The organism is Georgenia soli, assembly GCF_002563695.1.
GTDB classification, from domain to species: domain Bacteria; phylum Actinomycetota; class Actinomycetes; order Actinomycetales; family Actinomycetaceae; genus Georgenia; species Georgenia soli.
Map to the genome: position 1 here is coordinate 151499 of NZ_PDJI01000003.1, position 12419 is coordinate 163917.

Genomic DNA, 12419 nt, shown 5'->3' on the forward strand with positions numbered 1-12419 from the left:
GGCACAACGCGAACGCCTCGGGGACATCCCCGGGGCGTTTCCGCCGAACTACCGGCTCAGCTCCTGCTGTCGCTGTTCTGGGCCGCGGCTCTTCCGCGCCTTGGGCGCCTTCTTGCCTGCGGGCTTGACTGCCGCGGAGGGGTGGGTGCCCTGGCTGACGTCGGCGGTGATGCGTGCGGCCACGGTTTCGTAGTCGAGACCGCGACGCTCGAGGTCGGCGGCGAACGCCTGGCGTCGTTCGGCGCTGTCGTAGTTGTCCTTGCCGGCCTCGCGGGCGGCGGTGGCGCGGATCTGCTCCTGCTCCGCTACGAGAGTTGCTTCGGCTCGCTCGGCGGGGTCGGGTTCGTGCTGCGCGGCTGCGCGGGCTGTCGCGGCGGCCTGGTCGGCCATCCCGGCCTCGGCGACCAAGAGCTGCGCCTGGACCTGTTCCTCGGCAACGCGGCCGCGTTCCTGTTCGGCTTGGGCGCGGCGGGCCTCGGCGCGTTCCAGCGCGACGCGCACGAGGTCGGGGTCGGCGGCGGCACGGTCGACGTCGACGCCGTAGCGGCGTCGGACCTCGTCTCGGATGCGGTCGGCGGCTCGGTCGGCCTCAGGGTCCTGGCCGGTCCAGGCGCGGGCGGCGGTGTAGACGTGCTGGATGTCCTCGGGACCGGCCTGGTCCCACCACTCCGTGCGGAAGGCCGGGGCGAGGGCGGCGGCCTGCTCGGCGTGCAGCCGGGCGGTGAGCTCACGGGCCTGCTGTTCATCGGCAGCCTCGGCGCGACGAAGGCGTTCCTCGCGGGCTCGGGCGAGCATCTCGCCCATGCGTGCCCCGACGGTGACGGCGACGCGCACCGATCCGGTCACGGCTTCCTCGATGCCGTCGGATTCCTCAACCATGACGTTCCCCATCTGTGTTGGTTACCGCTCCGGTCCACGGTCCTTGTCGTGCCCTGCGAGCTGGTGGCGGCGGGCGGGATCGATCCGGTTGGGAACCGGGGACCCGATCGGCCGGGCCCGAACCTGGCCCGTGGCCGCGACCCGAGCGGCCTCGGCCGCCCTGTCGTCGTGCGCCGGGGCGGCAGGTACGGGTGGCAGGCGGTCTGCGACCTCACGCAGGCGTCGCTCGGCGACGTGCCGGATGTGGGCCGCCCGATGGTGCTCGGCGGAGGCTCGGTGCATGGCGTAGACGGCCTGGGCGAGCATGACGAGCTGGCGCAGCATCGCCGCCTGGGCGATGGCGCCCTGGCCAGCCATGGTGGCCGACGCCAGCAGCATCGCGACTCCCCCGACCGACGCCTTCCCGGAAGCCTTGGGGTGCACGCTCTGGCGGCGCAGCTGGGCCGACTTCGCCAGCGCGTCGGCCGTCGCGGCGAGCGGCCCGGGCACGGCCTCGACGCGGTTCGACCAGGCGGCGAAAGCGCCGGCGGTGTCGCGTGCGACCTGGGCCCAGGTGTCGCGGTCGTGGATCGGCACGCTGCGCAGCCGCTCGCGCAGCACGTCTACCTCGGTCGCGTACAGCTCCCACAGTCGAGGGTCGACCTCGGCGCTCTCGCGGCCGGGCGCGACCGGGCGGCGGTTGCGCTTCGCGGCGGTCCACTCCCCCGCCGCGGCGGTCGCCGCCGCGGGGGTGTCGGGCCATGCCTGGCGCAGCCGGGGCAGGGTCAGGTCGCGGGCCAGGTGCCCGCCGCCGTACCAGATCGCCCGCTCGCCGGCCTCGGGCCGTGTGGCGACGGAGTAGCCGGTGACGACGTCCGTGCGGCCGTCTGCGAAACGTGGCCGCACGAGGAGACCGGCGCGGCGCATCCGGCGCACGAACTCGGCCTCGTCCGCGGCCGCGGTGGAGCAGCCGCGCACGGTCCGGGCGAGTGCGCGGCGCGGCTCGTCCGCGCGCAGCTCGGCGCTGATGCGGGCGTGCTTCTCGGCCGCGGGCAACTGCTCCACGGCACCTCTCCCCGGCCGTGGCGGCGGTTGCGTTCGTGCTTCGCGCGGGCGCGGCCGCGGGCCTGGGCCTCCTGCTCGGCGGGGTCGTAGGCACGCTCGGCGGTGTCCGCCGGCCCGTGCCGGTCCCGGCCCGTCAGGGCGCGCTGCCAGGCCTGGTCGGTGGCGAACTGCTTGCTCACCTCGGCGTCCTGCAGCTCACCAGTGAGCTCGTCCCACGGCACCCGGCCGTCCGTCCGGCGGGCGTGCTCCCACGCGGCGCGGGTGTGCGCGCGGGCGGTCTCGTACTCGTTGGGCACCAGGGGCAGCAGGTCGAACTCGCGCTCGAGGTCGCGAGCGACCTGCTGGACACGGTTGTAGTCGTTGTGGGTGGACGCCTTGGTGCCGTCCTCGCGCACCAGGTTGACCGCCAGGTGGATGTGGTCGTTGCCCTTCGACGAGAGTCCGTGGTGCACCGCGACCCACCGGCACGGGGCCTTCGTGCCCTCGTGGTCGTCGAACCCCATGCGCTTGATGAACTCGCCTGCGATGGCACCCCACTGCTCGTCGGTGAGCCGGCCTTCCTCGGGCCGCAGTGACAGCGAGCAGTGCCACACGTGGGCCTGCTTCTCGCCGACCTGACGTTCTTGAAGATCCGCTTGCCGGCGTCGTCGCGGCCGGTGACCTGGCGCTCGTAGACGCCCATCGTCACGTCAACCCCGAGCGCCTTGCGCGGGCGGTCGAGGTACTTCGCGATCGCCAGTGCGGCGTCGCGGTCGAGCTCGTCGTCGTCGTGCCACGCCATCAGCGCCGGATCACCGGCGACCAGGTGCGGCTCGGTGTGCTCGTTACGCCGTCCCGGACCCGCCAGGTAGACCATCAGGCCGGCCATCCGGTCGCCCCGGACGATGTGCGGGATCACGACGTCCCGAGCCGGTCGACAGCGTCGTCGATGCGCTCCGCCGTGCGGCGCACCGCGCGCAGCGTGGCGACCATCTCGGCCTGCACCTCACCGGTCACGTTCGTCACCCGGGCCATCTGGTTGACGTTGTTCGCGATGCCCGCGAGCAGCCGGTGCACGGCGAACAGCTCGACGACCGCGTTGCGTCGCTCAGTCGGCGTCTCCCCCGTCGGTGCCAGCGCCGACTCGATCAGCAGCCGGGGCACCGTGACCCGGTGCTCCTCCGCGCGCTGCAGCAGCAGCGCCTCCTCCTCGGGCGTGACCATCACGCGGTGGCTGTGCTGGCGACCACCAGCCACGTTCGCCCGCCGACGCCGGACCACACGGCGCGCCCTCGCAGGCTCCTCCGCCACCGCGACCACCGCCTCTCCCGGCCCAGCGCAGCGACCCCGCCCCGTGCGGGGACCACGCGACCAGCGTGCCAGTAAAGGCCGCAGGCCGTCCAGCGATGGCGGCCAGTTACGGCACGTAACTATATAACTTGCTCGGTCTCGGACAGGTTGGCGCACTTGTGCGCCTGGCGTTAGGCGTTAATGCCGAAAGGGCATGGGACGCGTGGGTATCGGTCGGCGTCAGTCCGTCACCCTAGGCTGATGGCATGACGAAGGAACTGAGCGTCGAGGACGCCGAGAAGAAGGCCCGTGAACTGCTCGACCGACGTATCGCGTCGGTCCGCACGCTCGTCACCGCGCGGCAGAGGCTGGCCGAGCTGCGCGAGCAGGTCGCCGAAGCTGAGCGCGACCACGTGCGCCTCTACAACGCCGCACTGAGCGACGGCTGGTCGCCCGACGAGCTCCGCAAGCTAGGGCTGACCGAGCCGGAGAAGAAGGCGAGGACCCGCCGTCGAGCGGCGGCCAAGAAGCCCGCCGCCGACACCACTGGCGTCGACGGTCAGGCGACGGCTCCGGCCCCGGAGCCGGAGCCGTCGCTGAACTGACCGCCCTTCCTCGGAGTTCCTGATGGTCACGGTTCGGTGGGTGCCCTCAAGGGCGCACGGCGTCGCTTCGCGATGCGGCAAGCCGCACCCCTGACAACACCCACCGAACTGGGTGAACAACTCTGCCCGGGGCCGAAGAAGCAGCGGCACCCACCACCCAGGGCCGGCGCTCTCCTGGCGCGGCAAGGTTCAGTTCTTGCGATGCTCGCCGACAGGCGCAACGACGACGAAGCGAAGGTGGGATGAGCAGCACACTGCCCGAGGGACTCCGCGGCCCAGTCGACCTCGCCCTCGCCAGAGCCGTCGAGAAACTCCCGGCCCCCGGCACGCTGCCCGGCGGTCTCATCGCCGAGCCCAAGTGGGATGGCTACCGCGCGAGTGTGGTTCGCGACGGAGACAGCACCGTCCTATGGAGCCGGCAGCGCAAGGACCTCACCCGCTACTTCCCGACCTCTACGCCGCGGCCGCCACAGCGGTGCCGCCCGGATGCGTGCTGGACGGCGAGATCGTCGTCTTCACCGACGGCCGGCTCAACTTCTCCTCGCTGCAGCACCGTATGACCAGCTCCAAGCGTGCACTGGCCGACCTCATCCGCCGCGAACCGGCCTCCTACGTCGCCTTTGACATCCTCGCCGTCGCGTACCAGGACGTGCGCCACCTCCCCCTGCGCGACCGCCGCAATCTGCTCGAGGAACTCGCCAGCGACTGGGAACCACCCATGCAGATCTCTCCGATTACGACCGACACCGACGAGGCCCGCCGGTGGCTCGACGAGTTGCACGTCACCGGCGTCGAGGGCCTGATCCTCAAGGGCGCTGCCCAGCCCTACCGCGGGAGCAAGCGTGACTGGCTCAAGGTGAAACACCGCGACACGGCAGAGGTCGTGTGCGGCGCGGTCATCGGCACCCTCGAGCGTCCCGAGGCGCTCATCGCCGGCCTGGTCATCGACGGCCGGCTCCGCATCGTCGGACGCACCACTCCCCTACACGCCGGACCCGCCCGCGCGCTCAGCGCGCTCCTGCACCCGCCCGCCGGCGAACACCCCTGGCCCACCCGCATCCCCCGCGGCGCCCTCGACCGCTTCGCACGAGACAAAGAGCCCATCGACATCACCCTCGTTGACCCCCTCGTCATCGAGGTCACCGCCGACGTCGCCTGGTCCGGCACCTCCTACCGCCACCCACTCCGCTACGTCCGCGCCAGACTCGAGCTCCAGATTGAAGACGTCATTCCGCCCCGCTGAGTACTCATTGCGGTAGAGAATCGGTGGTGGAGCGTCGGCAATGCGGTCGCCCGCTCCGTCCCCCCTTAAGCCGCATGACCGCTGGAGCTCTGCCCACTCGTGAAGCACACCCGAATCGCCGCTGCAGTCGCCGCCGCGGCCCTGACTCTCGCTGGCTGTTCGACCGGTAACGCCGAGCCGAAAAAGGCCGAGCCCCAGGAAGACGGCGCCATAACCACGATCGAGAAGTTGCACCAGGCATTCGTCGACGCTGGTGGGACGTGCAAGGAACTTTCTCCCCGCAACGTCACCGCTGCAACCGATGCCGCCGACTGCGACGATGACACCGTCCTGATGGTCTTCACCGATGAGAAGGCCGCCAACGCTCACGCGAGCGAAATGACCGCCATGGGTTCGAACGTGCTCGTCGGCGATGCGTTCGTCATCAACTCCGAACTCCAGGAGCTCCGCAAGGTGGTGCGCTCGCTCAACGGTGTCGTGAGCATGGCTACCGAGGGCCACGAAGAGACGCCGGCGGCCGCCCCCACGCCGAAGCCGACCCCGACCACCCACCGACGCCAGAGAAGGGAACCCGAGACAACCCCGGTATGCCCGACGTAGACGTCATCACCTTCTCCGAGGGAGCCCAGCCCACGTGGGAGGTGAAGGTCGGGTACGCCGACTTCGACGCCTGGCCCGAGATCTCGGCCGCCAACCGCTTCTACGACCCGCCCGCCGCAGGGCAGGTCTATGTCCTGCTGCCCGTGACTGTCACGTACAAGGGACAGGGGTCGGGCACCCCGTGGCTCGACGTCGACGTGGCGTTCGTATCCGCCGACGGCCGCTCCTACGACGCCGAGATCATGTCGGGAATCCCCGGCGCGATGACGGACGTTGACGACCTCTACACCGGCGGATCCGCCCTTGGCACGTTCCCGTTCGAAATTCCGGCCGACGCCCTGGAAGGCGGCACCTGGGCCGTGTCGGCTGACTGGTCCGACCCGATGTTCATCGCCGCCCTGCCCACCGGCTGAACCGAAGGCCAGACAGCCCGCGTCTCCGCCAGCCGCCACGCGTTGCGGGAATCTTCGTACCGCCGCCTCTGGTCATACAAGGCAGATTCACAGTGCCGAACTGCGGCCATAGCTCAGTGCGTGGCTACGCCGATCCAGATCCCACGCTCGGCGAGCTAGACGTGCGAGGGGGCTCCCCGGAGCTCACACCATGGACTCGCTCAGTCGGGTGCGGCTGCCCGCTCAGCTGGGTGATCGTGTTTTGTGGGACACGGCCCCTGCTGAACGGTCGTGTCGTTCAGCATGTGTCGCGACACCTAAGCATCGAGACCGGGCTGCAGCACAGCTAGGTTCTCGCGCGCACTGGGTCGCGTGATCGTCGACGACCATCGCCGGTGGCCATCTGAGACCAACGCCCTCTTCCCAGCAGTGACTGCCGAGGACTTGACGCAAGCCCTGACTCCATGAACTATTGCGAGTCAGCAGTTGGCACATTAATATCTATGCAGTGAGTCTCCATGCACTGTTGCGTGGAGAGCCCCCCACCCCCATGCAGCGACGTCGCTGTGCAACGAGAGGAATCATGAGTCGAGGACGACTTCGCAAGACGATGGCCGCTCCGCTCAGAGATCAGAGACTTCTGATCGGCGACCGAGGCGCCGATGACGATCTCATGCCACCATCTCCAGGTGCCGCACCAGCACCGTTGGAGCAAGCCGTGAGCATCAGGGCAAGGCCACCGACGAGCGGAGCGGCCATCGTCTTGCGAAGTCGTCCTCGACTCATGATTCCTCCTCGTTGCACAGCGACGTCGCTGCATGGGGGTGGGGGGCTCTCCACGCAACAGTGCATGGAGACTCACTGCATAGATATTAATGTGCCAACTGCTGACTCGCAATAGTTCATGGAGTCAGGGCTTGCGTCAAGTCCTCGGCAGTCACTGCTGGGAAGAGGGCGTTGGTCTCAGATGGCCACCGGCGATGGTCGTCGACGATCACGCGACCCAGTGCGCGCGAGAACCTAGCTGTGCTGCAGCCCGGTCTCGATGCTTAGGTGTCGCGACACATGCTGAACGACACGACCGTTCAGCAGGGGCCGTGTCCCACAAAACACGATCACCCAGCTGAGCGGGCAGCCGCACCCGACTGAGCGAGTCCATGGTGTGAGCTCCGGGGAGCCCCCCTCGCACGTCTAGCCTCGCCGAGCGTGGGATCTGGATCGGCGTAGCCACGCACTGAGCTATGGCCGCAGTTCGGCACTGTGAATCTGCCTTGTATGACCAGAGGCGGCGGTACGAAGATTCCCGCAACGCGTGGCGGCTGGCGGAGACGCGGGCTGTCTGGCCTTCGGTTCAGCCGGTGGGCAGGGCGGCGATGAACATCGGGTCGGACCAGTCAGCCGACACGGCCCAGGTGCCGCCTTCCAGGGCGTCGGCCGGAATTTCGAACGGGAACGTGCCAAGGGCGGATCCGCCGGTGTAGAGGTCGTCAACGTCCGTCATCGCGCCGGGGATTCCCGACATGATCTCGGCGTCGTAGGAGCGGCCGTCGGCGGATACGAACGCCACGTCGACGTCGAGCCACGGGGTGCCCGACCCCTGTCCCTTGTACGTGACAGTCACGGGCAGCAGGACATAGACCTGCCCTGCGGCGGGCGGGTCGTAGAAGCGGTTGGCGGCCGAGATCTCGGGCCAGGCGTCGAAGTCGGCGTACCCGACCTTCACCTCCCACGTGGGCTGGGGCTCCCTCGGAGAAGGTGATGACGTCTACGTCGGGCATACCGGGTTGTCTCGGGTTCCCTTCTCTGGCGTCGGTGGGGTGGTCGGGGTCGGCTTCGGCGTGGGGGCGGCCGCCGGCGTCTCTTCGTGGCCCTCGGTAGCCATGCTCACGACACCGTTGAGCGAGCGCACCACCTTGCGGAGCTCCTGGAGTTCGGAGTTGATGACGAACGCATCGCCGACGAGCACGTTCGAACCCATGGCGGTCATTTCGCTCGCGTGAGCGTTGGCGGCCTTCTCATCGGTGAAGACCATCAGGACGGTGTCATCGTCGCAGTCGGCGGCATCGGTTGCAGCGGTGACGTTGCGGGGAGAAAGTTCCTTGCACGTCCCACCAGCGTCGACGAATGCCTGGTGCAACTTCTCGATCGTGGTTATGGCGCCGTCTTCCTGGGGCTCGGCCTTTTTCGGGCTCGGCGTTACCGGTCGAACAGCCAGCGAGAGTCAGGGCCGCGGCGGCGACTGCAGCGGCGATTCGGGTGTGCTTCACGAGTGGGCAGAGCTCCAGCGGTCATGCGGCTTAAGGGGGGACGGAGCGGGCGACCGCATTGCCGACGCTCCACCACCGATTCTCTACCGCAATGAGTACTCAGCGGGGCGGAATGACGTCTTCAATCTGGAGCTCGAGTCTGGCGCGGACGTAGCGGAGTGGGTGGCGGTAGGAGGTGCCGGACCAGGCGACGTCGGCGGTGACCTCGATGACGAGGGGGTCAACGAGGGTGATGTCGATGGGCTCTTTGTCTCGTGCGAAGCGGTCGAGGGCGCCGCGGGGGATGCGGGTGGGCCAGGGGTGTTCGCCGGCGGGCGGGTGCAGGAGCGCGCTGAGCGCGCGGGCGGGTCCGGCGTGTAGGGAGTGGTGCGTCCGACGATGCGGAGCCGGCCGTCGATGACCAGGCCGGCGATGAGCGCCTCGGGACGCTCGAGGGTGCCGATGACCGCGCCGCACACGACCTCTGCCGTGTCGCGGTGTTTTCACCTTGAGCCAGTCACGCTTGCTCCCGCGGTAGGGCTGGGCAGCGCCCTTGAGGATCAGGCCCTCGACGCCGGTGACGTGCAACTCGTCGAGCCACCGGCGGGCCTCGTCGGTGTCGGTCGTAATCGGAGAGATCTGCATGGTGGTTCCCAGTCGCTGGCGAGTTCCTCGAGCAGATTGCGGCGGTCGCGCAGGGGGAGGTGGCGCACGTCCTGGTACGCGACGGCGAGGATGTCAAAGGCGACGTAGGAGGCCGGTTCGCGGCGGATGAGGTCGGCCAGTGCACGCTTGGAAGCTGGTCATACGGTGCTGCAGCGAGGAGAAGTTGAGCCGGCCGTCGGTGAAAGACGACGATCTCGCCGTCCAGCACGCATCCGGGCGGCACCGCTGTGGCGGCCGCGGCGTAAGAGGTCGGGGAAGTAGCGGTGAGGTCCTTGCGCTGCCGGCTCCATAGGACGGTGCTGTCTCCGTCGCGAACCACACTCGCGCCGGTAGCCATCCCACTTGGGCTCGGCGATGAGACCGCCGGGCAGCGTGCCGGGGGCCGGGAGTTTCTCGACGGCTCTGGCGAGGGCGAGGTCGACTGGGCCGCGGAGTCCCTCGGGCAGTGTGCTGCTCATCCCACCTTCGCTTCGTCGTCGTTGCGCCTGTCGGCGAGCATCGCAAGAACTGAACCTTGCCGCGCCAGGAGAGCGCCGGCCCTGGGTGGTGGGTGCCGCTGCTTCTTCGGCCCCGGGCAGAGTTGTTCACCCAGTTCGGTGGGTGTTGTCAGGGGTGCGGCTTGCCGCATCGCGAAGCGACGCCGTGCGCCCTTGAGGGCACCCACCGAACCGTGACCATCAGGAACTCCGAGGAAGGGCGGTCAGTTCAGCGACGGCTCCGGCTCCGGGGCCGGAGCCGTCGCCTGACCGTCGACGCCAGTGGTGTCGGCGGCGGGCTTCTTGGCCGCCGCTCGACGGCGGGTCCTCGCCTTCTTCTCCGGCTCGGTCAGCCCTAGCTTGCGGAGCTCGTCGGGCGACCAGCCGTCGCTCAGTGCGGCGTTGTAGAGGCGCACGTGGTCGCGCTCAGCTTCGGCGACCTGCTCGCGCAGCTCGGCCAGCCTCTGCCGCGCGGTGACGAGCGTGCGGACCGACGCGATACGTCGGTCGAGCAGTTCACGGGCCTTCTTCTCGGCGTCCTCGACGCTCAGTTCCTTCGTCATGCCATCAGCCTAGGGTGACGGACTGGACGCCGACCGATACCCACGCGTCCCATGCCCTTTCGGCATTAACGCCTAACGCCAGGCGCACAAGTGCGCCAACCTGTCCGAGACGAGCAAGTTATATAGTTACGTGCCGTAACTGGCCGCCATCGCTGGACGGCCTGCGGCCTTTACTGGCACGCTGGTCGCGTGGTCCCCGCACGGGGCGGGGTCGCTGCGCTGGGCCGGGAGAGGCGGTGGTCGCGGTGGCGGAGGAGCCTGCGAGGGGCGCCCGTGTGGTCCGGCGTCGGCGGGCGAACGTGGCTGGTGGTCGCCAGCACAGCCACCGCGTGATGGTCACGCCCGAGGAGGAGGCGCTGCTGCTGCAGCGCGCGGAGGAGCACCGGGTCACGGTGCCCCGGCTGCTGATCGAGTCGGCGCTGGCACCGACGGGGGAGACGCCGACTGAGCGACGCAACGCGGTCGTCGAGCTGTTCGCCGTGCACCGGCTGCTCGCGGGCATCGCGAACAACGTCAACCAGATGGCCCGGGTGACGAACGTGACCGGTGAGGTGCAGGCCGAGATGGTCGCCACGCTGCGCGCGGTGCGCCGCACGGCGGAGCGCATCGACGACGCTGTCGACCGGCTCGGGACGTCGTGATCCCGCACATCGTCCGGGGCGACCGGATGGCCGGCCTGATGGTCTACCTGGCGGGTCCGGGACGGCGTAACGAGCACACCGAGCCGCACCTGGTCGCCGGTGATCCGGCGCTGATGGCGTGGCACGACGACGACGAGCTCGACCGCGACGCCGCACTGGCGATCGCGAAGTACCTCGACCGCCCGCGCAAGGCGCTCGGGGTTGACGTGACGATGGGCGTCTACGAGCGCCAGGTCACCGGCCGCGACGACGCCGGCAAGCGGATCTTCAAGAACGTCAAGGTCGGCGAGAAGCAGGCCCACGTGTGGCACTGCTCGCTGTCACTGCGGCCCGAGGAAGGCCGGCTCACCGACGAGCAGTGGGGTGCCATCGCAGGCGAGTTCATCAAGCGCATGGGGTTCGACGACCACGAGGGCACGAAGGCCCCGTGCCGGTGGGTCGCGGTGCACCACGGACTCTCGTCGAAGGGGCAACGACCACATCCACCTGGCCGGTCAACCTGGTGCGCGAGGACGGCACCAAGGCGTCCACCCACAACGACTACAACCGTGTCCAGCAGGTCGCTCGCGACCTCGAGCGCGAGTTCGACCTGCTGCCCCTGGTGCCCAACGAGTACGAGACCGCCCGCGCGCACACCCCGCGCCGCGTGGGAGCACGCCCGCCGGACGGACGGCCGGGTGCCGTGGGACGAGCTCACTGGTGAGCTGCAGGACGCCGAGGTGAGCAAGCAGTTCGCCACCGACCAGGCCTGGCAGCGCGCCCTGACGGGCCGGGACCGGCACGGGCCGGCGGACACCGCCGAGCGTGCCTACGACCCCGCCGAGCAGGAGGCCCAGGCCCGCGGCCGCGCCCGCGCGAAGCACGAACGCAACCGCCGCCACGGCCGGGGAGAGGTGCCGTGGGAGCAGTTGCCCGCGGCCGAGAAGCACGCCCGCATCAGCGCCGAGCTGCGCGCGGACGAGCCGCGCCGCGCACTCGCCCGGACCGTGCGCGGCTGCTCCACCGCGGCCGCGGACGAGGCCGAGTTCGTGCGCCGGATGCGCCGCGCCGGTCTCCTCGTGGCGGCCACGTTTCGGCAGACGGCCGCACGGACGTCGTCACCGGCTACTCCGTCGCCACACGGCCCGAGGCCGGCGAGCGGGCGATCTGGTACGGCGGCGGGCACCTGGCCCGCGACCTGACCCTGCCCCGGCTGCGCCAGGCATGGCCGACACCCCCGCGGCGGCGACCGCCGCGGCGGGGGAGTGGACCGCCGCGAAGCGCAACCGCCGGCCGGTCGCGCCCGGCCGCGAGAGCGCCGAGGTCGACCCTCGACTGTGGGAGCTGTACGCGGACCGAGGTAGACGTGCTGCGCGAGCGGCTGCGCAGCGTGCCGATCCACGACCGCGACACCTGGGCCCAGGTCGCACGCGACACCGCCGGCGCTTTCGCCGCCTGGTCGAACCGCGTCGAGGCCGTGCCCGGGCCGCTCGCCGCGACGGCCGACGCGCTGGCGAAGTCGGCCCAGCTGCGCCGCCAGAGCGTGCACCCCAAGGCTTCCGGGAAGGCGTCGGTCGGGGGAGTCGCGATGCTGCTGGCGTCGGCCACCATGGCTGGCCAGGGCGCCATCGCCCAGGCGGCGATGCTGCGCCAGCTCGTCATGCTCGCCCAGGCCGTCTACGCCATGCACCGAGCCTCCGCCGAGCACCATCGGGCGGCCCACATCCGGCACGTCGCCGAGCGACGCCTGCGTGAGGTCGCAGACCGCCTGCCACCCGTACCTGCCGCCCCGGCGCACGACGACAGGGCGGCCGAG

12 protein-coding genes and 4 pseudogenes are annotated in these 12419 nt (G+C 70.0%); 8 read left to right on the forward strand and 8 right to left on the reverse strand.

Annotated features, from left to right (window positions below):
• Positions 1 to 48 precede the first annotated feature (48 nt).
• The 4 genes and pseudogenes from ATJ97_RS01405 to ATJ97_RS01415 form a co-directional block, all read right to left on the reverse strand.
• Complete coding sequence (locus tag ATJ97_RS01405) at positions 49 to 879, reverse strand: hypothetical protein (protein ID WP_098482096.1); 831 nt, start codon at positions 877 to 879, stop codon at positions 49 to 51.
• Between the two features lie 21 nt (positions 880 to 900).
• Positions 901 to 1923 carry a hypothetical protein gene (locus ATJ97_RS20175; protein ID WP_245861962.1) on the reverse strand — a complete coding sequence of 341 codons (1023 nt, stop codon included), beginning with the start codon at positions 1921 to 1923 and terminating at the stop codon, positions 901 to 903.
• Between the two features lie 365 nt (positions 1924 to 2288).
• Positions 2289 to 2516: pseudogene (locus ATJ97_RS20735) on the reverse strand (relaxase/mobilization nuclease domain-containing protein); the annotation flags it as partial.
• Between the two features lie 301 nt (positions 2517 to 2817).
• Positions 2818 to 3126, reverse strand: a complete 309-nt coding sequence (locus ATJ97_RS01415) for a MobC family plasmid mobilization relaxosome protein (RefSeq protein WP_098482098.1) — start codon at positions 3124 to 3126, stop codon at positions 2818 to 2820.
• Positions 3127 to 3458: 332 nt separating this feature from the next.
• Here ATJ97_RS01415 and ATJ97_RS01420 point away from each other — a divergent pair, with 332 nt between their 5' ends.
• From ATJ97_RS01420 to ATJ97_RS01435, 4 genes and pseudogenes are all read left to right on the forward strand, one after another.
• A complete protein-coding gene (locus tag ATJ97_RS01420; RefSeq protein ID WP_098482099.1) occupies positions 3459 to 3797 on the forward strand; it encodes a hypothetical protein in 339 nt (112 codons plus the stop codon).
• A gap of 242 nt (positions 3798 to 4039) precedes the next feature.
• Positions 4040 to 5040: pseudogene (locus ATJ97_RS01425) on the forward strand (ATP-dependent DNA ligase).
• A 99-nt stretch (positions 5041 to 5139) separates the two neighbouring features.
• Positions 5140 to 5640, forward strand: a complete 501-nt coding sequence (locus ATJ97_RS01430; protein WP_098482212.1) for a hypothetical protein — start codon at positions 5140 to 5142, stop codon at positions 5638 to 5640.
• On the forward strand, positions 5628 to 6053 hold the full coding sequence (locus ATJ97_RS01435) for a hypothetical protein (RefSeq protein ID WP_098482213.1): 426 nt from the start codon (positions 5628 to 5630) through the stop codon (positions 6051 to 6053). Before ATJ97_RS01430 ends, ATJ97_RS01435 begins: the two co-directional genes overlap by 13 nt.
• A gap of 1330 nt (positions 6054 to 7383) precedes the next feature.
• Here ATJ97_RS01435 and ATJ97_RS01440 read toward each other — a convergent pair.
• Entirely contained in the window at positions 7384 to 7755 is a 372-nt protein-coding gene (locus ATJ97_RS01440) for a hypothetical protein (RefSeq protein WP_098482214.1), read from the reverse strand.
• Between the two features lie 42 nt (positions 7756 to 7797).
• Positions 7798 to 8169 (reverse strand): hypothetical protein, encoded by a 372-nt coding sequence (locus ATJ97_RS01445; RefSeq protein WP_098482215.1) that lies wholly within the window; start codon positions 8167 to 8169, stop codon positions 7798 to 7800.
• Positions 8170 to 8179: 10 nt separating this feature from the next.
• Here ATJ97_RS01445 and ATJ97_RS20185 point away from each other — a divergent pair, with 10 nt between their 5' ends.
• Complete coding sequence (locus tag ATJ97_RS20185) at positions 8180 to 8659, forward strand: hypothetical protein (RefSeq protein ID WP_245861965.1); 480 nt, start codon at positions 8180 to 8182, stop codon at positions 8657 to 8659.
• A 180-nt stretch (positions 8660 to 8839) separates the two neighbouring features.
• Here ATJ97_RS20185 and ATJ97_RS20190 read toward each other — a convergent pair.
• Together ATJ97_RS20190 and ATJ97_RS01455 are read right to left on the reverse strand one after the other, a co-directional pair.
• Positions 8840 to 8923, reverse strand: a pseudogene (locus tag ATJ97_RS20190) (hypothetical protein); the annotation flags it as partial.
• Between the two features lie 721 nt (positions 8924 to 9644).
• A complete protein-coding gene (locus tag ATJ97_RS01455) occupies positions 9645 to 9983 on the reverse strand; it encodes a hypothetical protein (protein ID WP_098482099.1) in 339 nt (112 codons plus the stop codon).
• A 332-nt stretch (positions 9984 to 10315) separates the two neighbouring features.
• Between ATJ97_RS01455 and ATJ97_RS01460 the strand changes: the two genes are divergently transcribed.
• The 3 genes and pseudogenes from ATJ97_RS01460 to ATJ97_RS01475 form a co-directional block, all read left to right on the forward strand.
• Positions 10316 to 10624, forward strand: a complete 309-nt coding sequence (locus tag ATJ97_RS01460; protein WP_098482098.1) for a MobC family plasmid mobilization relaxosome protein — start codon at positions 10316 to 10318, stop codon at positions 10622 to 10624.
• Entirely contained in the window at positions 10621 to 11805 is a 1185-nt protein-coding gene (locus ATJ97_RS20655) for a relaxase/mobilization nuclease domain-containing protein (protein WP_211287008.1), read from the forward strand. The genes ATJ97_RS01460 and ATJ97_RS20655 overlap by 4 nt, the downstream gene beginning before the upstream one ends.
• A 164-nt stretch (positions 11806 to 11969) precedes the next feature.
• Positions 11970 to 12419: pseudogene (locus ATJ97_RS01475) on the forward strand (relaxase/mobilization nuclease domain-containing protein); the annotation flags it as partial.

Excerpts from the sequence above, each read along its gene's own strand:
- ATJ97_RS01405 (WP_098482096.1), bottom strand. The coding sequence starts at position 879 with ATGGTTGAGGAATCCGACGGCATCGAGGAAGCCGTGACCGGATCGGTG.
- ATJ97_RS01415 (WP_098482098.1), bottom strand. The coding sequence starts at position 3,126 with ATGGTCACGCCCGAGGAGGAGGCGCTGCTGCTGCAGCGCGCGGAGGAG.
- ATJ97_RS01420 (WP_098482099.1), top strand. The coding sequence starts at position 3,459 with ATGACGAAGGAACTGAGCGTCGAGGACGCCGAGAAGAAGGCCCGTGAA.
- ATJ97_RS01435 (WP_098482213.1), top strand. The coding sequence starts at position 5,628 with ATGCCCGACGTAGACGTCATCACCTTCTCCGAGGGAGCCCAGCCCACG.
- ATJ97_RS01455 (WP_098482099.1), bottom strand. The coding sequence starts at position 9,983 with ATGACGAAGGAACTGAGCGTCGAGGACGCCGAGAAGAAGGCCCGTGAA.
- ATJ97_RS01460 (WP_098482098.1), top strand. The coding sequence starts at position 10,316 with ATGGTCACGCCCGAGGAGGAGGCGCTGCTGCTGCAGCGCGCGGAGGAG.